This is a genomic window from Actinomadura rugatobispora (assembly GCF_055379765.1).
In genome coordinates, this window is record NZ_AP029191.1 from 9,314,118 (window position 1) to 9,339,275 (window position 25,158).

A 25,158-nucleotide genomic window follows, 5' to 3' on the forward strand; every position below is an offset into this window, starting at 1 on the left:
TCAACAGGAGGCACGCATGGATCTCGGCCGGTTGGGCGTGTGGAACATCGGCATCCGCGCGGGGGACGCCGGGCGCAACAGGGAGGCGGCCGCCGAACTGGAGGAACTCGGCTACGGCGCGGTGTGGCTGGGCGGCAGCCCGGCCGTCCAGGAGGCGGCCCCGCTGCTGGAGGCGACCTCGCGGCTGGCCGTGGCCACCGGCATCCTCAGCATCTGGGACCACGAGCCCGAGGCGGTCGCCGAGCAGACCGCCGCGCTGGAGAAGGCCCATCCTGGCCGGTTCGTCCTCGGCCTCGGCGCCAGCCACGGGGCGCTGGTGGGGGAGCGCTACACCCGCCCGTACAGCGCCATGATCGACTACCTGGACCGGCTGGACACCGCGGGCTCCCCGGCCGACAGGCGCGTCCTGGCCGCGCTCGGCCCGAAGATGCTGGCCGCCTCACGCGACCGCGCCGCCGGGGCCCACCCGTACCTCATCACCCCCGAGCACACGCAGAAGGCCCGCGAGGTCCTGGGGGAGGGCAAGCTGCTGGCCCCGGAGGTCAAGGTCGTGCTCGAACGCGACCCCGACCGCGCCCGCGCGACGGCCCGCGCCCACCTGGAGATGTACCTGCGCCTGCCCAACTACACCAAGAACCTGCTGCGGCTCGGCTTCTCCGAGAACGACCTGACCGGCGGCGGCAGCGACCACCTCATCGACTCCGTGTTCGCCTGGGGCGACCTGGACGCCATAGCCCGCCGCGTCACCGAGCACTTCGACGCGGGCGCCGACCACCTCCCCCTCCAGGTGATCACCTCCACCCCCCAGGACGTCCCGCTGCCCCAGTGGCGCGAACTGGCCCCACTGGCCAAGAACTAAGGGACGAGACTGGACCCCCGGGCAGGCTTCCCCGGGGCATGCCTTGCAAGGCATGCCCCGGGGGATGGCCCATGGCGATGGAATGTGAACGCGGCCCCCGATCTTGTCGCCCCGCACGGGCGACCGGGCGCCGGGCGGTCAAGGCCACCGGGCCGCCGTTTCACGGAGCGTGACGAATTCTGACAACGTGAATTCGCTTGGCCGGATGCGGCGGTCAGATCCCAGGCATTCCCTCTACCTGGGCATTCGCGTCAGCGCGAGAACCTCATGCTCTGTATCGCCCAACAGCGTTCCGCCCGCGACGGGCCCATGATCACGCACCGGCGCGTCCGTCCGGCGGTCAGAAGTCGGCGAGCACCCGCTCCAGGAAGTTCACGGTGTCGTCCGGACGCGTGGCCGCGATGCAGAGGTTGTTCATCGCCCGCATGTAGGTGTCGACGTCCGTGGGCTTGTCCAGGTAGAGCGCGCTGGTCAGCTGCTCCATGAACACCACGTCCGACAGGCCGGGCTCGGCGAACCGCAGGATGGTGAACGGGCCGCCCACCGCCGCGTGCTCCAGCGCCCCGAACGGCACGATCTGCAGGGTGACGTTCGGCAGCGCGGTCATCTCGATCAGATGCCGGATCTGCCCCCGCATCACCTCGCGGCCGCCCAGCGGGCGGCGCAGCACCGCCTCGTCCAGCACCGCCCACAGCGTCGGGGCGTTGGGCCGGCTGAAGCGCTCCTGCCGCGTCATCCGCAGGCCGACGCGGCGCTGCACGTCCTCATCGGCGGCGTCGGTGTAGCCGAGCCGTACGACCGCGCGGGCGTAGTCCTCGGTCTGCATCAGCCCCGGGATGAACTGCACCTCGTAGGTGCGCAGGAGGGACGCGGCGCCCTCCAGGCCGAGGTAGGTCTCGAACCAGCCGGGCAGCACGTCGCCGTACTGGTGCCACCAGCCAGGAGTGTTGGCCTCCTTGGCCAGCTGCAGCAGCGCCTCGCGCTCCTCGGGGTCGGTGACGCCGTAGATCGTCAGCAGGTCGGCGACGTCCCGCTCCTTGAACCCGACCCGACCCAGCTCCATCCGGCTGATCTTCGAGTGCGAGCCGCGGATCTCGTAACCGGCCTCCTCGGTCGACAACCCGCGCGCCTCGCGCAGCCGGCGAAGCTGAGCGCCGAGCAGGATGCGCAGGACGGTCGGCCCGCCATGGCGCGGGTAATCGAGGAGCCGGCCTCCGGCCGAAATACTCTCGGCCGACGACATCTGTGCAGCTGAATCCTGGGGCAAGGGGTCACCAGCCAGTCGACGGGACCGTTCACAGGGCGGAACGGCACTGCAACATGCTAGAGGATCGGGGCCCGTATTTGGGAAGTGTGAAAATTTCAGCCTCGGCGAGGGCGGCGAGCCGTGGTAAAGAGCGGGCGGTCACGCCTGGTCACCTGTGCTGCGTGGGGCCGAGGTCGACGTCCGCAGTCTATGGGGTCGACTGTGGCTCCGCAGGTAGTTTGCCAGACAACGCGCGAACGGGCACGCGGAGTGACGCGTGATGAAGCTCTCGCCGGAACCGGCAAACGCCGCGAACCGCTACCAAGTCTTTATCTACGGAGGGCTCAGTCCGCCCGTCGCGCTCCTTCCGCACGCGCGACGGGGCGGCCACCGCGCGGCGCGCCGCTCCGTGCGGGGCCCTCCGGTGAAGAGATCGCAGATTGGGGGAATCATGCATTCGACCGTTCATGAACTGCCAGAAGTCCGTTTCCTCACGTCCGGTCGCGTCACCGAGGACGAGCGCGCCGCAGCGGAGCACGCCCTCCGCACGGCCCTCCAAGGTGTGCGCGGCTCGATCGCCTCGGCCGGGCTGACGCTGAGCGTCGTCGCCGACGAGGCGCTGCCACGTCCCGCGCTCGTCCAGACCGTCGTCGAGATCGACGGCCGGAAGGTCCGCGCCCAGGCCGCGGCCCGTACCCTCCCTGAGGCGATCGCCCTGCTACGCGACCGCCTCACCGTCCGAACCTCGCATCTACGAACCACCTGACCCACGCGGTTCCGTGACCAAGACTCCCGCGCCACTGCCTGGACGGGAAATATGGCCACAGGCGGACGTCCTTAACCCCGAACGGATCAGGCCGAATTTCGTCCAGCCAAGGCCCCGAACGACCCGCAGACCGTTGGGATAAGCCCGGAGCAGGCGCACCGCCGTTCCGACGGCGGTATGGCCGGCACGCCGAGCAACTGTGGCCCCTGTAAGGCGGTTGGAGGCACCCGTTCCGATAGAGGTCCGGGCGTCCTGCACGCGGTGTGCAGGCCGGACTCGCGTGCTCGGCGGCTTGGACTGCCCTGCTGGCGGCAGCCTGAACGTGGCAGACGGGCCGGGCTCGCTGGGCAACTGGGGTGTGCCCGTGTGCGGGGGGACGACTCGGGCTGTCGTTCGTCCGAGGCCGCGCGGCTCAGACTGCCGGGTAGTTGGGCTGCGTCCGCGTACTCGGCGGCAAGGCGGCCAGGTCGCGGCATCGTGAGGCGGGAGTGGTCCCTTCGGGCGCGTTGGCTGCGCCTGGGCAGACGGGGGAGAGGCCCGCCTGCCCAGGCGGCTGGGGTGGGGCGTTGTGCGGAGCGCGGCCCGCTGGTCAGGCGTCGCGGCGGTTCAGGACGAAGGCGGCTGCGCAGACCGGCAGGACCGCGTACGCCACCGCCACCGCCACGGCGGCGACCGGAGGGAGCAGGTCGCCGTAGACGGAATGGGTGTTGCCTCCACCCACGATCTGCTCCGGCAGTGCGTCCGGCATGAACGACGAGACCCGCTTGTCCCACGGGGCGGGCAGGAACCCGGTGAAGATCGGCAGCATGTACCAGGGGAGCACGAGCCCGACGATCGCGCCCGCCGTTGAGCGGAGGAGGGCCGCCAGCCCGAGCCCCAGCAGCGCGTACACCACGACCATCGAGCCCCTGGCCAGCAGTTCCGGGAGTTCCTGCGCGACGGCCGTCCGGTGACCGGGGATCGGCCGGTCGCCGACGATCAGGCGTTCGGTGAAGAAGGACGCCAGCGTGACCGCGTTGCCGACGGCCAGCGCGAGCGCCGCGAGGACCCCGGCCTTGGCGGCGAGTATGGCGGGACGGCGCGGCATGACGGCCAGCGTCGTACGGATCATCCCCGTCCGGTACTCGGAGGTGACCTGCAGCACCCCGAGCACGCCCAGGCACAGTGCGGCCGCCCAGGACACCAGGGCCGCGGGCCCGGTGAACGCGAAGCGGGTACGGCGCTCGGGGGAGAGGCCGTCCCAGATCGCGGTCGTCTGCCACGCCAGCAGCACTCCCAGCAGCAGGAACACCAGGACGACACCCAGCACCACCTGGGTCGAGCGGACCGATCGGAGCTTGAGCCATTCGGCCGCCGCCGCGTCCGGCAGTGCGAGTCCCTTGCTCGTGCGCGGCGCATGCGCCTCCGTCGTGACGGTCATGAGTCCCTCCGTACGAATGAGAAGGCGCCGATCGCGAGCGCGACGATCGCGTACGCGGCCAGGACGGCGGAGGCCGCCGCAGGTGACAGCACGCCCAGATCCTGGGACGCACCCGGCGCCGCCACGATCTGGAAGGGGAGCATGAGCGGCAGCACCGACAGGAGCCGTTCGCCCCACGGAGCCGGCACCAGGTTGGCGACCTGGGGCAGGACGGCTACGAGCACGATCACGACCGTCAGCGTCCCGGCGGTGGACCGCAGCACTGCGCCCGTCCCGCACGTCACCAGCGCGATCACCGCCGCCGCCGCGCTCAGCGTGAGGAGGTGCGGCACCTGCTCGCCCACGGACGGCTCGAACGTGGAGATCGGCCGATCCCCGACGATCAACCGTCCCAACGCCAGGGCGACCGACAAGCCCACCAGCGCGGTCACCAGCGTGACCGTGGCGGCCACCGCCGCCTTGGCCGCGAACAGCAGCCCCCGGCGGGGCACCACGGCCAGGCTGGTACGGATCATCCCGGTCGCGTACTCCGAGGTCATCGCGAGGCCGCCGATGACCGCCGCGCAGATCGGCAGCGCCAGCACCAGCGGCTGGACGGCGGGTGCCATCGTGGCGATGGCCTGCTCTTCGGACGTCATCTCATCCCAGGAGCTCGCCGCGAACCACGACCAGAGGCCGCAGAGCAGTACGAAAAGGACGACCACCCCGAGGGTGCGGAACGTCGACCGGACGGAGCGCAGCTTCAGCCACTCCGACGCGAACACATGAATAGGGAGTGCGTTCATGAGGCGCGGTACTCCGTGCTTCCGGCGGTCAGTTCCATGTACGCGTCCTCGAGCGAGGCGCTGCGCGGCGTCACCTCGTACAGCGGGATGCCCTCGGCCGCCGCCAGGTCGCCGATCGCGTCCACCTCCAGGCCGTGCACCGACAGCTCCCCGCCCGCGCCCGCGTCCACCGTCGCCCCGGCCGCGACCAGGACCGCCGACAGTTCCGGTGCGCGCGGCGACCGCACGAGCACGCCCTGCCGGAACCGGTCCGCGAGCTCCCGCACCGACGTGTCCGCGATCAGCCTGCCCCGGCCGATCACGACCAGCCGGTCCGCGGTGAGCGCCATCTCGCTCATGAGATGGCTGGAGATCAGCACCGTGCGGCCCTCGGCGGCCAGCGACCGCATCAGCTCGCGGATCCAGCGGACGCCGTCGGGGTCCAGGCCGTTCACCGGCTCGTCGAACATCAGCACCCCGGGATCGCCGAGGAGCGCCGCCGCGATCCCGAGCCGCTGCCGCATCCCCAGGGAGAACCCGCCGACCCGTTTCCGGGCCACACCGGCCAGCCCGACATGCTCCAGCACCGCCGTCACCCGGCTCACCGGGATCCGGTTGCTGCGCGCCATCCACCGCAGATGGTCGAACGCGCTGCGCCCGCCGTGCGCGGCGTTCGCGTCCAGCAGCGCGCCGACCTCGTGCATTGGACGGCGCAGCTCGCGGTAGCGGCGGCCGTTCACCAGCGCCGTACCGGACGTGGGCGCGTCCAAGCCCAGCAGGACCCGCATGGTCGTGGACTTCCCGGCCCCGTTCGGGCCGAGGAACCCGGTGACCGTCCCCGGCCGCACCCCGAACGACAGGCCGTCGACCGCGACGGAACGCCCGTACCGCTTGGTCAGCTCGTGTATTTCGATCATGTCGTCAACGGTCCCGGCCCGGCCCGTCCGGCACATCGGAGCGGGGACGGGACCTCCCCCTACGCCCTCGGTCCGACCGCGCCCGGCCGCCGGGACCGTTCTCCTACCCAGGGATGACATGCCACGGCCGGAGGCGCCACCCGGCCTGGGCATATACCGTCTGAACGTGGACGATCCCGAGCTGCGCCCCCTGCTGGTCCGGCGGCTCGACCGGCACCAGCTGATGGGCCTGGACGCCTGCGCCGCACTGGCGTACACCTTCCTGATGCTGGTGCTGACCGCCCGGCGCGACACCCACGTGGTGCCGCCGCCCGTGGAGTTCCTGGCGGTGCTCCTGGTCGGGCCGCCGCTCGCGGTCAGGCGCCGATGGCCGTCCCGGGTGCTGGCCCTGGTGCTGACCATGTCGATCGTGGCGACGTTCGTGCTGCGGCTCCCCGGCGACTCCTTCCTCGCCGCGGCGTATGCCCTCTACCCGGTGGCCCTGGCGAGCCGCCCGCGCCGCTGGATCCCCACCCCCTTGATCGGCACGTTCAGCGGTTTCGTCATCATCCTCGGCCCCTTGGCGGGGCCCCGGGACGCGGTCATCGGCCTGATCGGCGGCCTGCTGTTCAGCCTGGCCGTGCTCGGCGCCTCCTGGACGATCGGCCGCGCCGTCCGCGAACGCCGCAAGTACGCCGCCCAGTCAGCCCGCCAGCTCACCGACCAGGCCGTCGCCGACGAACGCCTCCGCATAGCCCGCGAGCTGCACGATGTCGTCGCGCACAGCATGAGCCTCATCGCGGTCAAGGCGGGTGTCGCCGTCCACGTGGCGGAGGCCCGCCCCCAGGAGGCCTTGGACGCCCTGCGCGTCATCGAGACCACGAGCCGGAGCGCCCTCACCGAAATGCGTCACCTCCTGGGCGTCCTACGCACCGCCCCGTCGGATCCTCCCTATCCCCCTTTCCCGACCGCCCACCAGGTCCCCGCCGACAACCCCCCGCCCGGGCAGAACCCCGAGAGCAAAGCATTCCAACCGTCCACCCCCCACAGCCACGCTCAAAACCCCACCCGCAACCACCTCCAAGGCCCCGCCCGCGACCACGCTCAAGACCCCGGCTGCGGCCACCTCCAAGGCCCCGCCCGCGACCACGCTCAAGACCCCGGCTGCGGCCACCTCCAAGGCCCCGCCCGCGACCACGCTCAAGACCCCGGCTGCGGCCACCTCCAAGGCCCCGCCCGCAGCCACGCTCAGGAGCCCGCCCGCGGCCACGTCCAAGCCCCCGCCCGCGACCACGCTCAGGAGCCCGGCTGCGGGCACGTCCAAGGCCCCGCCCGCAGCCACGCTCAGGAGCCCGGCTGCGGGCACGTCCAAGGCCCCGCCCGCAGCCACGCTCAGGAGCCCGCCTGCGGCCACGTCCAAGGCCCCGCCCGCAGCCACGCTCAGGAGCCCGCCTGCGGCCACGTCCAAGCCCCCGCCCGCGACCACGCTCAGGAGCCCGGCTGCGGGCACGTCCAAGGCCCCGCCCGCAGCCACGCTCAGGAGCCCGCCTGCGGCCACGTCCAAGCCCCCGCCCGCGACCACGCTCAAGGTGCTGACTGCGGCCACGCTCGGGAGCCCGCATGCGGCCGCGTCCAAGGGGTTGCCCGCGGCCATGCTCAAGAGGCCGAGCGCGGCCACGTCCAAGGTGCCGAGCGCGGCCACGCTCAGGAGCCCGAGCCCGAGCGTGGCCGCTTCCAAGGGGCTGACCGTGGCCATGTTCGAGGGGCCGTCCGCGGCCATGCTCAGGGGGCGGAGCGTGGCCATGTCCCAGGGGCCGACCTTGGCCACGCTCATGCGGTGGGTCTACAGGCGCTCTCCGGACTGACCGAGAACGAGCTTGCACCCGTCCCGGGACTGGCCGGAATCCCCAGGCTGGCGGACACCGCCGCGATGGCCGGTGTACGGGTCGACCTTCGGCTCCGCGCGGGCGAGCTGCCCGAAGGGGTGGCGCTCGCGGTCTACCGGATCGTCCAGGAGGCGCTGACCAATGTCGTCAAGCACGCGGCCCCGGCGCGCAGCCGCGTCGTCGTCGAGCAGGACGAGCGGGAGGTGCGGATCGAGGTGACCGATGACGGGCCCGGCGTCCGGGTGCTGCCGGGGGCGACGCCCGGCCACGGCGTGATCGGCATGCGGGAGCGGGCGATGATGTACGGCGGAGAGCTCACTGCCGGCCCTCGTCCCGAGGGGGGCTTCGCGGTGCGGGCCCGCCTGCCGTACGACCGGAGTGCTTCGTGACCGAACCCGTCCGTGTTCTTATCGCCGATGACCAGGTGCTTCTGCGCGGCAGCCTCCGCGTGCTGCTCGAGACGACCCCGGGATTCGAGGTCGCGGGCGAGGCGGGCGATGGCGCCGAGGCGGTCGACCTGGCAGCCCGCACCAAGCCCGACGTCATCCTGATGGACGTGCGCATGCCGGAAATGGACGGCATCGAGGCGACCCGCCGCGTGTGCTCCGACGCCCCCGCCGTCCGCGTGCTCATCCTCACCACCTTCGACCTGGACGCCTACGTCTACGCCGCACTGCGCGCGGGGGCCAGCGGGTTCCTGCTGAAGGACACCCTTCCCGCCGACCTCCTGGCGGCCGTCCGGGTCGTCGCGTCCGGCGAGGCGCTCCTGGCCCCGACCGTGACCCGCCGCCTGATCGCCGAGTTCGCGAGCCGTCCCGAAACCTCCGCCCCGCCCGTCCGCGAGCTGGAGGCCCTGACCAGCCGCGAACGCGAGGTCCTCGCCCTCATCGCACGCGGCCTCTCCAATACCGAACTGGCCGCCCACCTCCAGTTGAGCGTCGCGACCGTGAAGACCCACATCGGTCATCTCCTGGCCAAACTCCACGCCCGGGACCGAGCCCAGCTGGTCATCGTCGCCTACGAAACCGGCCTGGTCCGCCCCCGCCCCTGAGACCCGGCGACATCGCCCGACATCGACGATCAAGCGCATCCCCGCCGGAAAACCACTTGATCGTCTGCCGCTCGACGCCCGACGGTGGGTACCGCCCACTTCCCGGACGAGGAGCCCGATGAGGCAGATCCGCGCCGAGTTCGATCGCGACTCGATCACGGTCTACCAGGCGTACAGCCCCCAGATCGGCGTGCCCGCTGTGGAGCACGGCCGTTTCGTGCCCCCGTTCTCGCGTGGCCGGATGACCTGGATCAAACCCTCCTTCCTGTGGTTGATGGCGCGCAGCAACTGGGCCCGCAAGCCCGGGCAGGAGATGATCTTGGCGGTCCGGATCACGCGTGCGGGCTGGGAGGAGGCCCTGGCCGAGGCCGTTCCGACGGATCCCGACCGGAAGATCTTCGCGGGCAGTGACGAGTGGCGGGCCCGCTTCGCCGAGGCCCTGGTCCATGTCCAGTGGGATCCGGAACGCACGCTGCGCGGGCAGAAACTCGAGGCCAGAAGCATCCAGATCGGGTTGAGCCGCCACATCGTCGATCGCTACGTCGACGAGTGGACCCTCGCCATCGAGGACCGGACCCCGCTGGTCCGAAGGATCCATCGGCTCCTCCAAGACGGGCAGACCGCCAAGGCCAAGCACCTTCTTCCACCCGAACGCCCGTACCCCCTTTCTCTACATCTGGCCCGTACGGTGGCCGCCGATGCTCCCGCACCAGGCGGCCACCATGCGGACCCTCGGAAGGCCTAGGGCTTTGTTCAAAGCCCCGGCCCATGGCGCTTGCCTGGCAGCTCACCCCTAACCGGTCCTGTGAGGGCGCGGCATCGCTCCGCGATCTGGCGGGTGACGCTCGCCTCCGGCATCGCGCCACCGCCCAGGTAACGCGCTCGCGCGGGACCTGAGGGCACTTCGAGGCAGGCCCTAGGACCTTTACGTGCTCTCGGCCGGGTCGCCAAGCGTGAGGACCAGGCGCCTGGTGAATCCGCCCCGTTCGACCGCCTTGCCCGCACGGAGGCGTTCCAGGTCCGCCGGGGTGAGGCCGTGCAGCGCGGCGAGCGCGTGGACGACTTCCAGGATGTCGGCCAGTTCGGACGGATCCCCGGCCGCCACGTACTCGCCGACTTCCTCGTACAGCTTCGTGCGGAGCAGGGCGCCGTACTCCCCGTCGCGGGCGGTGCGGGCCCGCGGGACTCCGCCGTGCTTCTGGATGATCTCGGGGATCCGATCGCGGACCAGTTTCTCGAAGGATCCACCGGCCTCCTTCGTCCGGTGGGGAGGCATCCCGGCGCGGCGATCGAGGGACTGGATCCACTTCACCGCCACGGCGGCCGTCTGGACCAGTTCGGTGCGCAGGTGGACGGCGTCGGATTCGGCCAGGGCCTCGAAGAACTCCTCGGCCAGGATGTGCCGCCAGGTCAGCTCGCCGCGTTGTGCGGCCGCGGCGCACTCCTCCTTGGCCTCCCGCGCCCTGGGTGCATACGCCGCCCCGGTCCCGTCGGAGAACTCCTGCACGCCCCAGAGCCGATCCTGCGCCGCGCGCTCGGCGGCGACATCGTCCAGCACACGCTGCAGCGAAGCGGCTGTCTCGTCGTTCTCCATGGCGCACGACGGTAGCCCCTCGCATCTTCCGCCACCGGGCCGAAACAGGTTCTAATAACGCATGCCCACCGCCCCCCTTCCCCGCTCCTTGCGCATCGGCTACGGCCTCGGATCGTTCTGCGCCGGAACGTTCAGCACCGTTCCGGGACTGCTGCTCCTCTACTACATGACCAACTCCCTCGGCGTGCCCGCCGGGCTGGCGGGGCTGGCGGTCTTCCTGCCCAAGGCATGGGATCTGGTGGTCAACCCGGTCGTGGGGCGCTGGTCGGATCGCACGGTCTCCCGTATGGGCGCCCGCAGGCCGTGGCTGCTCGCGGGCGCGGTGGTGCTTCCGCCCACGTTCGTCATGACCTTCGCGGGCAGCCCGGTGACCGGGGCGACGGCGGCGCTCTACGTGGGCGGATGGTTTCTGCTCGCCGCCACGGCCTACGCGCTGTTCGAGGTGCCGTACAAGGCGATGCCGGCGGAGATGACCGACGACTACCACGAGCAGTCGACGCTGCTGACCTGGCGGATGGGCTTCCTGGGACTGGCGATCCTGCTGGCGGGCGGGCTGGCGCCCGCCCTGGTGAACATCGACGGCGGGGAGCCGACGCTCGGCGGCTACCGGTTGATGGCCATGGTCATCGGGACGGTGGTGCTGCTCGCGATGGTGGCCACCTTCTTCGGGACCGCCAGGGCACCCCACATCGACCGGGCCGAGACCGAGCACGTCACCGTGCGCGCCCAACTGGCCGCGGCGCGCGGCAACCGCCCCTTCATGCTGCTGCTGGGACTCAGTTGCGCGCAGATGCTGGCCGTGGGGATCATGCTCGCCGGCTCCCCCTACTTCGCGTCCTACATCCTGGAGGACACGGGCGCGATCACCACGATGTTCCTGGCGCTCATCGGCCCGATGATCGTGATCATGCCCGTCTGGGTGCGGGTGTCCCGCAGGTTCGACAAGCGCGGCGGCATGCTGGCCGCCAGCCTCCTGTTCATGATCGGCGGGATGTCGCTGTCGGCCACCCCGGCGTTCGGGGAGGTGTACGCGCACGGCTGCGTCATGCTCACGGGGATCGGCTACGCCGGTCTGCAGTTGCTGCAGTTCTCGATGCTGGCCGACACCCTCATCTACGACGAGCTGCGTTCGGGCAAGCGCCGCGCCGGGGTCTTCACCGGGCTCTGGACGGCCGCCGAGACCGTGATGATGGCCTTCGGCGCGCTGGTGCTGGGCTGGATCCTGGCCGCGTCCGGCTTCGTCTCCTCCCAGCCGGACGAGCCGGTCTCCCAGCCCGACAGCGCGATCGACGCCATCCTCTTCGGTGGTGCCCTCGCCCCGGCGCTGCTGCTGTCCATCGCCATCGCCTGCACGTTGCAGTACGACCTTTCGGCAGAGCGCCTCAACGCCCTGCGCAAGTCGCGCGACGCCACCGTCGCGGATCCGGCCTGAGCCCATCGGAGTCCCCGATCAGCCCGCGTCGGAGCGGACGGCGTCCCGGCCGCAACTGAGCAGGTCGTACAGGACGGGCGGCAGGTCGTCCCAGAGCCATTCGTTCAGGGTGCCCGGGAAATCCTCCGGGGGACCCACGCCCAGAAGGCAGGGGCCGCTGGGAGTGAGCTGGACGGGTACGGGCTCGTCGGCCCAGATGGGGTCGCGCACACCCCAGTAGCCGCCGAAGTCGCCCCCGGTGAGGGACAGCACCCGGGGGAAGGTGTGACCGCCCGGCTGGTTGGCCATGGGCAGTAACCGTTGCGCCGTCGTCCGCAGGATGTTGAGGGCGGCGAGGTCGTGGGGGCAGGAGACCTGTGTCATCTGCAGCTCGGGAAGGCCGAAACGGGTCAGGCCCCGGGTGGTGAGCCCGACGCAGGCGCAGCCGTCGACCTCGTCATCGGAGGTCGTGCAGCGGCCGTCGTCGCGGTACGGCGGGAGCCAGGCCCCCAGCCAGTCGTCCGCGAGGCGGAAGGAGGACGGTTCGCGGGAACGCGCGGACAGGATCTGCCCAGTGTCGAGGTCGACCGGGACGCCGGCGAGATATTCGGCGATGCACCTGGCGACGGCACGCGCGAGACGCATGCCGTACGGCCGGTCCGTGGACGGTAGAGCCGCGGTGACGCCGATGTGGTGGGCGGCGTCGAGCGCGAGGCCCTCAAGCCCGGGGTCGTCCTCGTCGCCGACGACGAGGGCGTGGTCGAGGCGCCAGGGGGAGTGGGCGGCGGGATAGGAGGTGATGGCGAGCTGCGGAGTGCCGAGCCGCTCGATCGCCTCCAGCGCGAACGGGGCCGCCAGCCGGCGGAGGGCGGGCAGGGGCAGCTCGCCGGGAGCCTGATCGGCGGCGATGACGAAGCACGAGGTGGTCTGGTCGGGCACGGTGAAGCTGATGGACTCGGACATGACAGGGTCTCCTCGGGCCGTTGCGGGACGACTCGTCCAGGCTGGCCGGGGGAGGCGGGCAGAAGTAGTAGAACCGGATTCTGTGGAAAACCCGGCGCGGATGATCAGAAGGCGGCGGGCGGCCACGCGAGGGCCGACCGCCCGGCGGTACGCGAGACCAGTGCTGGGGGCCGTTGCCTCTGAGGGGTTCGTCTGGCGCCCTGGAAAATGCGATCGGGACCGGATGCGGAGGAGTTCCTCTGCATCCGGCCCCGACGGCGTGACGTTCGCCCCCGCGCCCGGTTCGGCGGCGGTTCGCTCGGTGGGCGTGGGGCGCGTTCCTTAGCGCGAGCCCAGATCCACGTAGTGGCGCTCGCTCGGGCCCACGTACACCTGACGCGGGCGGCCGATCTTCGTGTTGGGGTCGTTCATCATCTCGCGCCACTGGGCGATCCACCCGGGGAGCCGGCCCAGGGCGAACAGGACCGTGAAGGCGTTGGTGGGGAAACCCATCGCCTTGTAGATGACGCCGGTGTAGAAGTCGACGTTCGGGTACAGCTTGCGCTCGATGAAGTAGTCGTCGTTGAGCGCGACCTCCTCCAGGCGCATCGCCAGGTCGAGCAGGGGGTCGGACTTCCCGAGCGTGTCGAGGACCTGGCGGGTGGCCTGTTTCACCACGGCGGCGCGCGGGTCGTAGTTGCGGTACACCCGGTGGCCGAAGCCCATCAGCTTGACGCCGGGCTCCTTCTTCTTGACCCGCTCCACGAAGGAGTCGACGTTGTCGTCGCTCTCGTGGATGCGCTCCAGCATCTCCAGGACGGCCTGGTTGGCGCCTCCGTGCAGCGGGCCGAACAGCGCGTCGACCCCCGCCGAGATGGACGAGAACAGGTTGGCGTGGCTGGAGCCCACCAGCCGCACGGTGGACGTGGAGCAGTTCTGCTCGTGGTCGGCGTGCAGGATGAACAGCATGTCCAGGATCCGCACGATCTCCGGGTCGACCTCGTACGGCTGGGTGGGCAGCCCGAAGGTCATCCGGAGGAAGTTCTCCACGTACCCGAGGGAGTTGTCCGGGTAGAGGAGAGGCTGCCCGATGGAGGTCTTGTACGCGTAGGCGGCGATCGTCGGGAGCTTGGCGATGAGCCGGATGCTGGACCGGTCGACCTGCTCGGCGTCGAAGGGGTCCAGGCTGTCCTGGTAGAAGGTGGACAGCGCGCTCACGGCCGAGGAGAGCACCGCCATCGGGTGGGCACGACGGGGGAAGGCGGAGAAGAAGGCCCGGAACTTCTCGTCCAGGAGCGTGTGGTTGCGGACGGCGTCGCTGAACGACCAGAGCTCGTCGGCGGTCGGAAGCTCCCCGTAGATCAGGAGGTAGGCGACCTCCAGGAAGGACGACTTCTCCGCCAGTTCGTGGATGGGGTAGCCGCGGTAGCGCAGGATCCCCGCGTCACCGTCGATATAGGTGATCTCCGATGTGGTGGACGCGGTGTTGGTGAACCCTGTGTCCAGGGTGACATGGCCCGTCTCCTTGAGCAGGCTGCCAATGCCGAGGCCCGAGGGGCCCTCGGTGGCCTGCGTCACCTCGAGGGGCATTCGGCCGCTCGCATGGTTGAGCTCGAAATCGGACATACTCTCTCTCGCTCCCAACTCCGTCCACACCCGCGTAGACGTTCCGATCCTCATCGTATCCACGCGATCATGCAGCTTGATCCTGGGGTTGCCCGAGGTTGACAGGGGTGCTTGACGGCGGGGCGGGGCAGATGCTGCGGTGGGTGGATGGGAGACCGACCGGCCAGGGAACTGGCGACGCGCGCGCGTGAGGAGATCTCGGCCGCGGCCACCGGCAACCGGTTCCTGGACCTGCTCGAGGCGGGTGCCGTGCCGCGTGAACGCCTCGCCTGGCTCGCGGGGGAGGAGTACCGCATCGTCGGGAGCGACCGGCGCAGTTTCGCGCTGCTCGCCTCCCGCTACCCGGAAGCCCCCGCCGGCGAGATGTTCCTGTCGCTGGCTCAGGGCGAGACGCAGGCGCTCACCCTCCTCCAGGACTTCGCGGCCGCGCTGGGGCTGAGTGAGAAGGATCTCAACACGTACGAGCCCCGCCCCATGGCGCAGGCCTACCCGGCCTTTCTCGCACAACGTGCCGCATTCGGCACCGCGGGCGAGGTCGCCCTGGCGATGCTGGCCAACCTTGAAGAGTGGGGCGCTTACTGCGGCCGGGCCGCCGCGGCGCTGCGTGCTCGGTACGGCCTGGACGAGGCCGCCGTGGGCTTCTTCAGCTTCTTCGCCGAATCTCCACCCGGCTTCCCTGAACGGGCCGTCGCCGTCATCGCCGCAGGGCTCACCTCAGGCGAAGACCCGGAAGAGATGGTGCGAGCCGCGCGGCTCCTCCACGCTTACGAGACGGCCTTCTGGGACACCCTCGCGGAGGGGCTTTCCTGACGGGAGCCCGAGTTCCAGGGTTCACGAAGGACGCGCACCGCGGCCCTCCAGGGGTCAGTACGTCGAGGGCAGTATGGCTGTGGCCTCGGTCACGGTCTGTTCATGTTCCCCGATCAGGGTCGCCACGGCCGCAGGCAGCCACTCCTCGCCGTAATGCGCATCGAGCAACGTCGACAGGGCCGTGAGGACCTGTTCTGGGGAAGGCCGCTCGTTGGCCTCCTTGGAAAGGCACCGGGTCACCAGGCCCCGCATCGGATCGGGCAGGTCGGTGAGGTCGGGCTCCCCGTACACGATGCGGCCGCGCACCTTCCGGCCGGAACCGAACGGAGCCCTGCCGATCGCCGCGTACACCAGCGTGGCACCGAGGGAGAAGACATCGCTTGAGGGTGTGACGGTTTCGCCCAATGCCTGCTCCGGGGACATGTACGCGGGCGTGCCCAGGATCTGGGACCGCGACAGAGGCACGGCGTCGAGGGGACGGGCGATGCCGAAGTCGATGACGCGAGGACCGTCCGCAGCCAGCAGCACGTTGGACGGTTTCAGGTCCCTATGAACGATCCCGACCCGGTGAATGGCGATGAGCGCTTCCGCCAGGCCGGCCCCAAGACGGCACGCCGCCTGCTCTGGAAGCGGCCCCTTTTCCGTTACGGCCGCGGAGAGGCTGACGCCGTTGATGTACTGCGTCGCCAGCCAAGGGTGATCGGCGTCCGGATCGGCATCCACCACGGGCGCGGTGTAGAAGCCGCTGACCGACTGTGCGGACACCACCTCGCGCCGGAAACGCTCCCTCCAGTGGGGATCGTCCAGCAGCTCGGACCTGATCACCTTCACGGCCACGAGCCTTCGGCTGGGAGAGCTCGCGAGAAACACCTGCCCCATACCGCCCTCGCCCAGTTTGGCCGCGACCCGGTAAGGGCCGATCATCTGAGGGGCGTCTGGGGGCAGAGGCTGCATGGGCACCGATTCCGATCGCGACAGGGAGGCCGTCTAATGGTGCCACGTACCAGGCTTCACACCCGCTCCGAACCCTTTCCGAGCCCTCAAGTCCAGGGAAGAGCGGCCCGTTCCTCCCAGTAGCGCTCCGGCGCGACGACGAGGGACGCCAGGGCCTCCTGATCGGAGGCGTCCAGTGCAAGGTCGAGCGCTTCCAGATTGGAGGCCAGTTGGGCAGTGCTCACCGCTCCGATCAGAACGGTGTCGGCCCAAGGCCGGCTCAGTGCCGCCGCCAGAGCGACGGCATCCGGCCCGGCGCCATACCTGCTCGCGACCCGCCGCACGGGCTCGGCCGGGTCAACGGCAAGACGGCCATTGGCCAGGGCCTCTTTCACGAGCACGTGGGCGCCGGCATCGTGGGCCTCACGGAGGGCGTCGCCCACTGAAGGCTCCAGTAGGTTCCACGTGGACTGAACCGTGCTGAACAGGCGCCGCCCGTCCACTTCCAGTTCCAGGGCCTGCCGAACGGCGTCGGCCTGGCGCGGCCCAGACGTCGAGAACCCGAGCCTCACACCGTCCCCGGCGATCTCCGAGAGCGCGTTCTGCAACGCCTTGTCGCCGAACAACGGGCTGTCAGCCGTGAGGGAGTGCACCTGGTAGACGGCCACGCCGTCCCCCAGGAACCGCCTGGTCTCCGCGTACTGTTCGCGGAAGCGTTTGAGGCTGTGCTCCTTGACCTCGTGGACGTCGGCGTCCAACCGCCATCCGCCCACGTACGCGTAACCCCACTTGCTGGACACGGTGACGTCGTCGTGGCCGCGCTCAGCCAGCCAGCCGCCCAGGAACTCCTCGGACTTCCCGTAGGAGCGCGCCGCGTCCACCCAGCGGACTCCGGCCCGGTAGGCCGCGTCCAGGACGTCCCAGGTCGCCTTCCGGAGGTCGTCCACCCCGCGCTCCGGCGGCAAGTCCTCCGCACGGCCAACATTGATGTACGCGGGCCGTCCCAACGCGGCCAGCCCCAGCCCCAGACGTCGAACAGCAGTCATGCCCCCACTCTCGCACGCGGGTTTTCCACAGAATCCCGTTCTACTATCGCGGTCACGCTGCGTCGAGAACGATATTGCCGTACGTATCCGCGAGCAGAAAGGCATGATCATGGAAACCGACAGCAATCTCCGGGTCGATCTGGGCGTTCGCCAGCTGGCCGCCCGCCTGGGACTCGCCGACTGGCAGCTGCGGCTGGCCCGCGGGCACGGCCTGATCCCCGAGCCCGACATGAACGGCCGGTGGTCGGCAGAGCTGGTCGAGCGATGCCAGGGCGACAAAGCGCGGATCATCGCGGCCTTCGGAGACCAGCCGCCGATCGGCGCCGGCAAGGCCGCCGAACTGCTGGCGGTGCGGGTGCGCCTGGACGTCGAGCGCGCCGACGTCGAGGTCCTGGTCGCCCGGGGCGAGCTCAGGGTGGTCGGCCGCTACCAGCAGTATCCCGTCTACCTGGTCCACGAGGTGGAGGCGCTCGCCGACCGGGTCGCCGAGGTCGTCGCCGCACGCAAGGGCCCACTGCTCGACCGCGTCGAGGCCAAGGGAGCCGCGCTCGTCCTCGGCTGGCCGAAAGGCGTCTTCGGCCGCATCGCGGCCGAACGGGCCCTGCCCACCGACCAGCTCTCCCGCTATGCCCTGGCCGATGTACGCGCCCTGGCCGCCGACACCGACCTGACCGCGCGAGTCCACGCCGAGTGGCACGACCAGGCGGTGGCCCAGGCCCGCCGCAACGAGCAGCGCTACGCAGACACCCTGCGCAAATGGATGCTGCACTGCAGCGCCTACCTCGACCGGGCCGCCGAGACGCCGCCCAACCCCGCAACCGCCACCCGCGCACTACGCGCCCTCACAACCGCCCGCTCCACAGTCAACGCGCAAGCCGCGTAGCCCCCAGCACCATCCTTCGCTCCGGACGCAATGCGCTTCACCCAGATTCCACCCAGCGCCGCCCGGAACCCTTACGAACCACGCCGCCCGGACACCCGTGTCGCCAACGAGCTTGCAGGCGACGCTGCATCCAGCCGGACCAGCATGCCGGCGACCATGGACGGCACCTTCTGCGGAAGCACCCCGGAGAGCAGGCGGTGGGACGGCCCCCGTCGCTGCCCGCCACGGCCTCCCGGACGCCCTCGTCGCAGCGGGCTCCCATCTCGGAGGTGATAACTGAACCCGACGCCGAGCACCAGTAGCGCCACAGCCCGCAGCCGAGCGGACCAACGCACAGAACACCGCCCGCAACGCTGCCCGCCGATGCTCATCGGCCAGCCGCCGTCCCCGACTCCTGTCCAACCCGATCATGCGCCCGCAACGACCCCAGCCCGCGACCAAGTCCAAAAATGCCCTCACAAACGATGCAGCAACCACCGCCACCCCGTCAGCGCTGTCGTCCGAGCCGGGGATGCGGCGGGGGACGCCGCCGGTGGGGGCGAGGTTGCCGGGGGCGTCGGGCTGCGGGGCCGTACATGGGTTGGGTCAGCCACCGTTGAATTACAGATCGTGGGAGCCAGATAGACCAAAGCGGTAAGAACGCCGCGCGGCGTTACAAGTGTCCCGACCCGAAAGCCGCGCCGCTCATGCGCGCCGGATCGTCGCCGCCGCGGGGACTGTACGGTTTTCGGTGTAACTCCTGATCATGGAGTGACACATGACAACCGGAACGAGCACGGAGGCTGTGGTGGCCGAGTCCGACAAGCCGACCACGGCCGCGGTCGAGCAGGAGCTGGTCGGCCGACTGGTGGCCCAGGCCCGCGAGCAGGGCCTGGAGCTGACCGGTGAGGGGGGCTTGCTGGCCGAGTTGACCAAGCGGGTGCTGGAGTCGGCGCTCGAGGGCGAGATCACCGATCACCTGGGCCGGGACCGCCACGAACGGACGGGCGAGGGTGGCGGGAACGTCCGGAACGGTCACCGTTCCAAGATGGTCACCACCGAGGTCGGCCGGGTCGAGATCGAGGTGCCGCGGGACCGGGACGCCACGTTCGAGCCGAAGATCGTCCGCAAGCGGCAGCGGCGGCTGACCGGGGTGGACGAGATGGTGCTGTCGCTGAGCGCGAAGGGCCTCACCCATGGCGAGATCTCGGCGCACCTGGCCGAGGTCTACGGCGCCTCGGTGTCCAAGCAGACGATCTCCACCATCACCGACAAGGTCATCGACGGCATGATCGAGTGGCAGAACCGGCCGCTCGACCCCGTGTATCCGGTGATCTTCCTGGACGCGATCCAGGTCAAGATCCGCGACGGGCAGGTCGCCAACCGCCCGATCTATGTGGCGCTGGCGGTCACCGCCGAGGGCACCCGCGACATCCTGGGGCTGTGGGCCGGGGACGGCGGCGGTGAGGGCGCCAAGTACTGGCTGCAGGTCCTCACCGAGCTGCGCAACCGGGGCGTGGACGACGCCTGCATGGTGGTGTGCGACGGGCTGACCGGGCTGCCCGACGCCGTCGCCCACGTCTGGCCGCAGGCCCTGGTCCAGACGTGCATCGTGCATCTGCTGCGCGGTTCCTTCCGCTATGCCGCCCGGCAGGACTGGGACAAGATCGCCAAGGCGCTCAAGCCGGTCTACACGGCACCGACCGAGTCGGCGGCGATGGAGCGGTGGCTGGAGTTCGCCGAGACCTGGGGCGCCAAGTACCCGGCGATCGTGCGGTTGTGGGAGAACGCCTGGGCCGAGTTCGTGCCGTTTCTGCAGTTCGACCCCGAGATCCGCAAGGTGGTGTGCTCCACCAACGCCATCGAGTCGGTGAACGCCCGGATCCGCCGCGCGGTCAAGGCCCGCGGGCACTTCCCCAACGAGCAGGCCGCCCTCAAGTGCGTCTACCTCGCGGTGATGAGCCTGGACCCCACCGGCACCGGCCGCAAACGCTGGATCGCCCGGTGGAAGGCCGCCCTCAACGCCTTCGACATCGCTTTCGAAGGCCGCCTCACCACCGCCGGCAGCTGACCTCAGCAATATCGAGTCACACCGTTAACTGGACAGACCCCCGCCGCGCCCGCCGCCGCGCTCCCGGAGGCCGTTCCCTCCACCCGCGGGTACGCGGGCTCGCGTTCGAGTCAGGCCCATGGCAGTGGTGGCGATACGTTCGGCTCCGTTGCGTCACGGGTGGGAAGGCGGTAACGCCGCGTGTGGGGCTTTGGCGTGGTCGGCGCCGCGTTCCTGGAGGCCGTCTTGCCCGCCCGTGGGTCGGGGGCTCGTGCTGTTTTCGAAGAGGCCCATGTGGGTGGTGGCGATGCGTTCGGCTCTGTCGTGTTGTTGAGATGGTGATAGCGCCGCGTTTGGGAGCTTCGGCGTGGTTGGGCCGCGCTCGTGGAGGTCGTCTCGCTCGTCCGTGGATGCGAGGGCTCGCGCAGCTTCGGGTTAGGCCCGTGGGGGTGGTGGCGGTACGCCCAGCTCTGTTACGTCGTGGGTGGAAGTGCCGCGAACGACGTGTCGAGGGCTTCGGCGTGGTTGGCGCCGCGCTCGTGGAGGTCGTCTCGCTCGTCCGTGGATGCGAGGGCTCGCGCAGCTTCGGGTTAGGCCCGTGGGGGTGGTGGCGGTACGCCCAGCTCTGTTACGTCGTGGGTGGAAGTGCCGCGAACGACGTGTCGAGGGCTTCGGCGTGGTTGGCGCCGCGCTCGTGGAGGCCGTCTCGCTCATCCGTGGGTGCGAGGGCTCGTGCAGGTTCGGGTTAGGCCCGTGGGGTGGTGGCGATACGCCCAGCTCTGTCGCGTCGCGGGTGGGATTGCCGCGAACGGCGTGTCGAGGGTTTCGGTGCGGTCGGCGCCGCGCCGTACCGGGAAGCCAGCACGAATGCTGCTGGACGCCCTGTATCGACGCAATCCGTTCCGGCTGCCAGGTGACCGGCCGGTTCGGGCCTGTCGGCCCTTGGTAGGGAGGCCCTGGCCTTTGCCGACGTCATCGACCCGTTGCAGTCCGTCTTTGGCCGGGTGGCGCCGCGGGCCGTCCGCCGCCGGGGTGGACCGTCCTGCTCTCGACGTCGTGTTCGTCGGGATGCGCGCGGTGTTGGGGCTGGTCATCGACCGCCGTGGGTCGTCCTTGGCCGGGTGGCGGCGGCTCCGCAGGCCCTCCGTCGCGAACGGCCCGTCGGGGGCTTCGGTGCGGTCGGCGCCGCGCCGTACCGGGAGGCCAGCACGAAAGCTGCTGGCCGCCCTGCGCCGACGCGGTCCGTCCCGCCTGCCAGGTGACGAGCCGGCTCGGGTCTGGCGACGCTTGGGGTACAGGGGCCCGGGCCTTTGCCGACGTCATCGAACCGCTGCGGGCCGTCCTCGGTGGCGCCTCGGTCCGTCCGCCGCCGGGTTGGACTGTCCTGCTCTCGACGTCGTGTTCGTCGAGACGCGCGTGGTGCTCGGGCCGGTCATCGACGCGCTGTGGGCTGTTTTTGACCGGGCGTCGCGGCGGGCCGTTCGTCCGTCGGTGCCGGGTTGGCACGCCCTGGCCTCGACGACGTGTTCGTCGGGATGCGCGATTTGGGGGCGGTCATTGACCCGCCGTGGGCTGTCCTTGGCCGGGCGTCGGCGGCCGGGCTGTCGGTGCCGGGTTGGACTGCCTTGCTCTCGATGCTGTGTTGGTCGGGATGTCCGTGGTGTTCGGGGTGGTCATCGGCCCGCCGTGGGGCGTCCTTGCTCGGGTGTCGCGGCGGTTGCGGGCCGTCCGTTGGTGCTGGGTTGGTCCGTCCTGGCCTCGGAGCCGTGGTCGTCGCGATGCGCGTGGTGCTCGGGTCGACGGAGATCATGGTGAGTGGGGGGCCTGAGCCGACAAAATCGGACTCTGGGGGGAAGGGGGCTGGGGTTAGCGGCGGCGGGGGCGGCGGGGGGTGGGTTGGTGGCGTTGGGCGGCTGCGTTCAGGCGGTCGCGGGCCTCGGTACGAGACATCGCCGGCAGGCGTTCAGGCAGGGCGGCCGCCAGTGCGGGGGGTGCTTGCACCAGGCCGTCCTCGTCCACCGAGGCCGACTCGCCCGGCCAGTCGCCGAGCAGCACGGCGGCGAACTCCTCCGGGTGCCGGCCCTGTAGCTCCTCGATCCGGTCGGTTTCCGTGCCGCCGTCGGCGACCAGCAGCAGGCGAGGCGCTCCGGTGGTGCCGGTGTTGCGGCGGATCGCCAGCTCGGTCTCCATGTACGCGAGGGCCGCGTCGAGGTTGCCCGGGATGAACAGGTTGGCGCCGGTCTCGTCGAGCAGGTCGTCTTCGGCCAGTCCGAACAGGACCGTGGCATCGGGACGGGGGATCACCACCAACGCGGTGTTGCCCAACTCCTCCAAGGCGATGAGCGTGAACACGCGTGCGGTGGCGGACGCTCCGCCGCCGCTCAGGCCGAGCAGTGGCACCGCGAAGGGGTCGATCGCGGGCCGATAGGTGAAGCTCGCCTTACGTTCGGCGGGCGGCGGCAGGGGAGAGATGAAGGAGGCGCCGGCCATGGCGTAGATGCGGCGCCGCATCGGATAACCGATCGCGGCTACGGCCGGCAGCAGCAGCCCGAGCAGCAGCAAAGGCTGGAGGGACGCCGTCTCGGATGCCTCCTGTGCCAGCCCTTGGGTGGTGGACGGCAGCGGAGTGGGGGGCGGGGGAGTGGGAGGCGGGGGAGTGCGAACGGGGGGTGGTGTGGCGGGACGCGACGACGGCTTGTTCGGTGTCTTAGGAGGAGGGGAGGCCTGTACGCGTTGTGGCTGCTTTTTCGGGCGGTCGGTATAGCGTTCCCTGAACTGCCGTTCCAGTCTGCCGCGGTGCCGGGCCTCGTACACCGCCTGCCAGGCCTCCCGGCACTTGCGCAGAGTGTGCCAATCGCCGCCGCGCAGGGCCAGGCGGCACTCCACGGGAAGTGAGCTGCGGGGTCGCGGCCCGTCGGCGGCCTCGGCAGGCGCGGCCGTGCTGAGCGAGGTGGCGCCGACCACGGCCAGGCCCCCCACCAGTCCGCCCGCGCAACGGACGACTCCACCGATCGAGCCGGTGTGTCTGGCGTCTGGCAGCAATCGGTTCATCTTCGCCCCGGGGGATCGCGGTGGTAAGCGTCAGATGGCCCGATCATAGCCACTCTGGCTACGGAGCGTTGACGTTTGGTCACAGTCGTCTCATGTTGGAACGGCTATACCTCGTGGCGGTCATACGACTCTCACGAGAAGGCAAAAGCCCTACCGGTGAGGCTGCTTGGGAAATTCCGGCAATTGTGTCCCAGCTCATCACGTTTGGTGAATATCTCAATTAGTCCGTCCATCGTCCTCGCAGGTATGGCCGAGTGTCGCCGCCGTGCGGCGACAGCGGTGGTCAGGGGGGTGACCGGGCAACTCGTTCGACAGAGGCGTCATGTGGGGCGCGACGACGCGGGCGGGGGGACAGAGCGGGTTCGGCGGGAGGGGTGGAAGTTCGCGTTCGCACCGGGGTGATTCGAGGGGCGGGCGAACGAGGATCGGAAGCGAGATCCGTTGCTGAGGCGGTCTCCTGGAAGGGGCACGGCTTCGCAGCGCGCCGGGGACGTCGTGGTCATGAGCTTCGTCTCGCCCGGTCCCTCTGCTGCTTCATCCTCTCGGGAGTGGTGAGGGCAGGATGGCGTCGGCGTGCGAAACGCGTGGCACAAGCGCACAATGGCACGACCCGGGCCCCGGCAATCCAGCCGGACGTCGTGAAGGTTCGATCCTCCAACTCTCGATGTTCGAGTGGAACCGGGTTGATCGGGCGAGCGGCGATGGCTTAGCTGGGGCGGTGCCCTTCACCCTCAGTCATCCGGCCGCCGTGATCCCCCTCGCCCGCGGCCGCATGGTCCCCTCGGCGCTGGTGGTCGGCTCGATGGCGCCCGATCTGCCGTACTTCTTCTCCATGGGCGAGCAGCGGGGCGCCACTCATGATCCGCTCGGGATCGTCACGATCGATATCGCGCTGGGCCTCGCCCTGTTCGCCGCGTTCCATCTGATGTGGAAGCGCCCGCTCGTCGCCCTGGCACCGGCCTGGGCGCGCCGGAAGCTGACCGGGCCGGCGAACGGCTTCCGGCGGTCCATGATCCTCTGGGTGCCGCCGTCCCTCCTGGTGGGGACGGTCACCCATGTTCTCTGGGACGCGTTCACCCATCGCCGTCACAGCTTCGCCGACGCCATGCCGTGGCTGGTGACGACGTCGGTGGCGGGTCTCGAGCTCTACCGCTGGCTGCAGTACGGCAGCGGCCTGCTCGGCGTCATGATCATCGCGGCATGGTTGTACCGGTGGCTGCGCAGGGCGCCCGGCACGCGCGAGGCCGCGCCCGGCGTGTCGGCCAGGACGGCGGCGGCCATATGCGGAGGCATCCTCATCTGCGCGATCGCGGGCGGGACGCTGGGCTCCATCACCCTGATCAACCAGCCGGACCTCCCTCGGACCATCCACATGACCCTTGCGAGCGGAGTCATCGGGACGATCTGCGGCGGCACCCTCGCGCTGACCGTCTACGGCCTGGCCTTCACACTCGCGCGACGGCGCGGCCACCGCGGGGGCTCCTCGGGACGCTCGCTGCCTGAGGCCGGTCACAGTGCTTCCCGGCGGGATGTCCCCGCGGAGCATTCCTAGGCTGCGTCGCAAAGTCCTGGCCTGCAGCGCTCGCCTGTCGGCTTACTGACCGGGCCTGTGGGCGCGGCATCGCTTCGCGGGCTGGCCGGTGACGCTTGCCTCCCGTGTCGGATCACCGGCCAGGTAACGCGCCCGCGCGTTGGTGAGGACACTTCGAGTCCGGACTTACAGGCCGGACCGGTGACGAATTTTGCGGCTTCGGTCCTGGTGCCGTGGCTTTCGGTGCGTCCGGGCGCTCGATGTGAAGTGTGGGCTCTGAGGGCGGGGTAAGGGGTGCGGGATCGGAGGGCTGGTTGTGGGGAAGTGCCGGACAGGAGGTGAACGCACTGGGTAAGGTCACCGCCACCCGCAGTTAATCCCCTGCAGTGTCATGCCCTGGCATGCCTTGGGAGC

At 70.3% G+C, this 25,158-nt stretch carries 20 protein-coding genes; 10 read left to right on the plus strand and 10 right to left on the minus strand.

Going from position 1 to position 25,158, the window contains the following annotated elements; genetic code table 11:
* Positions 1 to 16 precede the first annotated feature (16 nt).
* A complete protein-coding gene (locus ACZ466_RS41980) occupies positions 17 to 859 on the plus strand; it encodes an LLM class F420-dependent oxidoreductase (RefSeq protein ID WP_378291786.1) in 843 nt (280 codons plus the stop codon).
* 340 nt (positions 860 to 1,199) lie between these two features.
* On the opposite strand, the gene ACZ466_RS41985 is transcribed toward ACZ466_RS41980, so the two are convergent.
* Complete coding sequence (locus ACZ466_RS41985) at positions 1,200 to 2,102, minus strand: helix-turn-helix domain-containing protein (RefSeq protein WP_464041891.1); 903 nt, start codon at positions 2,100 to 2,102, stop codon at positions 1,200 to 1,202.
* A 454-nt stretch (positions 2,103 to 2,556) separates the two neighbouring features.
* Between ACZ466_RS41985 and ACZ466_RS41990 the strand changes: the two genes are divergently transcribed.
* The gene (locus ACZ466_RS41990) at positions 2,557 to 2,871 is read left to right on the plus strand and encodes a hypothetical protein (RefSeq protein WP_378291790.1); all 315 of its coding nucleotides are present in this window, start codon (positions 2,557 to 2,559) and stop codon (positions 2,869 to 2,871) included.
* Between the two features lie 589 nt (positions 2,872 to 3,460).
* On the opposite strand, the gene ACZ466_RS41995 is transcribed toward ACZ466_RS41990, so the two are convergent.
* Genes ACZ466_RS41995 through ACZ466_RS42005 form a run of 3 tightly spaced genes read right to left on the minus strand, consistent with a single transcriptional unit; the run spans position 3,461 to position 5,972 of the window.
* The gene (locus ACZ466_RS41995) at positions 3,461 to 4,291 is read right to left on the minus strand and encodes an ABC transporter permease (protein WP_378291792.1); all 831 of its coding nucleotides are present in this window, start codon (positions 4,289 to 4,291) and stop codon (positions 3,461 to 3,463) included.
* Entirely contained in the window at positions 4,288 to 5,076 is a 789-nt protein-coding gene (locus ACZ466_RS42000; RefSeq protein WP_378291794.1) for an ABC transporter permease, read from the minus strand. Before ACZ466_RS42000 ends, ACZ466_RS41995 begins: the two co-directional genes overlap by 4 nt.
* Entirely contained in the window at positions 5,073 to 5,972 is a 900-nt protein-coding gene (locus tag ACZ466_RS42005) for an ABC transporter ATP-binding protein (RefSeq protein WP_378291796.1), read from the minus strand. Before ACZ466_RS42005 ends, ACZ466_RS42000 begins: the two co-directional genes overlap by 4 nt.
* 166 nt (positions 5,973 to 6,138) lie before the next feature.
* On the opposite strand from ACZ466_RS42005, the gene ACZ466_RS42010 reads away from it, so the two are divergent.
* The 3 genes from ACZ466_RS42010 to ACZ466_RS42020 all read left to right on the plus strand — a co-directional run bounded on the left by ACZ466_RS42010 (position 6,139) and on the right by ACZ466_RS42020 (position 9,633).
* Positions 6,139 to 8,226: a histidine kinase gene (locus tag ACZ466_RS42010; RefSeq protein WP_378291799.1), complete on the plus strand. Its 2,088-nt coding sequence runs from the start codon at positions 6,139 to 6,141 to the stop codon at positions 8,224 to 8,226.
* A complete protein-coding gene (locus ACZ466_RS42015) occupies positions 8,223 to 8,888 on the plus strand; it encodes a response regulator (RefSeq protein ID WP_378291801.1) in 666 nt (221 codons plus the stop codon). The genes ACZ466_RS42010 and ACZ466_RS42015 overlap by 4 nt, the downstream gene beginning before the upstream one ends.
* 118 nt (positions 8,889 to 9,006) lie before the next feature.
* Positions 9,007 to 9,633, plus strand: coding sequence for a DUF4291 domain-containing protein (locus ACZ466_RS42020; protein ID WP_378291803.1), 627 nt, complete (start codon positions 9,007 to 9,009; stop codon positions 9,631 to 9,633).
* 180 nt (positions 9,634 to 9,813) lie between these two features.
* On the opposite strand, the gene ACZ466_RS42025 is transcribed toward ACZ466_RS42020, so the two are convergent.
* A complete protein-coding gene (locus ACZ466_RS42025) occupies positions 9,814 to 10,482 on the minus strand; it encodes a hypothetical protein (protein WP_378291805.1) in 669 nt (222 codons plus the stop codon).
* A 61-nt stretch (positions 10,483 to 10,543) separates the two neighbouring features.
* On the opposite strand from ACZ466_RS42025, the gene ACZ466_RS42030 reads away from it, so the two are divergent.
* A complete protein-coding gene (locus tag ACZ466_RS42030; protein ID WP_378291807.1) occupies positions 10,544 to 11,914 on the plus strand; it encodes an MFS transporter in 1,371 nt (456 codons plus the stop codon).
* Between the two features lie 18 nt (positions 11,915 to 11,932).
* On the opposite strand, the gene ACZ466_RS42035 is transcribed toward ACZ466_RS42030, so the two are convergent.
* Both ACZ466_RS42035 and ACZ466_RS42040 read right to left on the minus strand, forming a co-directional pair.
* Positions 11,933 to 12,856, minus strand: coding sequence for a hypothetical protein (locus tag ACZ466_RS42035; protein WP_378291809.1), 924 nt, complete (start codon positions 12,854 to 12,856; stop codon positions 11,933 to 11,935).
* A 321-nt stretch (positions 12,857 to 13,177) separates the two neighbouring features.
* Positions 13,178 to 14,461 carry a citrate synthase gene (locus tag ACZ466_RS42040; protein ID WP_378291812.1) on the minus strand — a complete coding sequence of 428 codons (1,284 nt, stop codon included), beginning with the start codon at positions 14,459 to 14,461 and terminating at the stop codon, positions 13,178 to 13,180.
* Positions 14,462 to 14,608: 147 nt separating this feature from the next.
* Between ACZ466_RS42040 and ACZ466_RS42045 the strand changes: the two genes are divergently transcribed.
* Positions 14,609 to 15,271: a thiaminase II/PqqC family protein gene (locus ACZ466_RS42045; protein WP_378291814.1), complete on the plus strand. Its 663-nt coding sequence runs from the start codon at positions 14,609 to 14,611 to the stop codon at positions 15,269 to 15,271.
* Between the two features lie 54 nt (positions 15,272 to 15,325).
* On the opposite strand, the gene ACZ466_RS42050 is transcribed toward ACZ466_RS42045, so the two are convergent.
* On the minus strand, positions 15,326 to 16,195 hold the full coding sequence (locus ACZ466_RS42050; protein ID WP_378291816.1) for a serine/threonine-protein kinase: 870 nt from the start codon (positions 16,193 to 16,195) through the stop codon (positions 15,326 to 15,328).
* 116 nt (positions 16,196 to 16,311) lie between these two features.
* The gene (locus tag ACZ466_RS42055) at positions 16,312 to 17,250 is read right to left on the minus strand and encodes an aldo/keto reductase (protein WP_464041892.1); all 939 of its coding nucleotides are present in this window, start codon (positions 17,248 to 17,250) and stop codon (positions 16,312 to 16,314) included.
* A 103-nt stretch (positions 17,251 to 17,353) separates the two neighbouring features.
* On the opposite strand from ACZ466_RS42055, the gene ACZ466_RS42060 reads away from it, so the two are divergent.
* The gene (locus tag ACZ466_RS42060) at positions 17,354 to 18,133 is read left to right on the plus strand and encodes a hypothetical protein (RefSeq protein ID WP_378291821.1); all 780 of its coding nucleotides are present in this window, start codon (positions 17,354 to 17,356) and stop codon (positions 18,131 to 18,133) included.
* A 757-nt stretch (positions 18,134 to 18,890) separates the two neighbouring features.
* Entirely contained in the window at positions 18,891 to 20,183 is a 1,293-nt protein-coding gene (locus ACZ466_RS42065) for an IS256 family transposase (protein ID WP_378293588.1), read from the plus strand.
* Positions 20,184 to 22,028: 1,845 nt separating this feature from the next.
* Here ACZ466_RS42065 and ACZ466_RS42070 read toward each other — a convergent pair.
* A complete protein-coding gene (locus ACZ466_RS42070; RefSeq protein WP_464041893.1) occupies positions 22,029 to 22,724 on the minus strand; it encodes a hypothetical protein in 696 nt (231 codons plus the stop codon).
* A 1,153-nt stretch (positions 22,725 to 23,877) separates the two neighbouring features.
* Between ACZ466_RS42070 and ACZ466_RS42075 the strand changes: the two genes are divergently transcribed.
* Positions 23,878 to 24,765, plus strand: coding sequence for a DUF4184 family protein (locus tag ACZ466_RS42075; RefSeq protein ID WP_378291178.1), 888 nt, complete (start codon positions 23,878 to 23,880; stop codon positions 24,763 to 24,765).
* Positions 24,766 to 25,158: the final 393 nt, after the last annotated feature.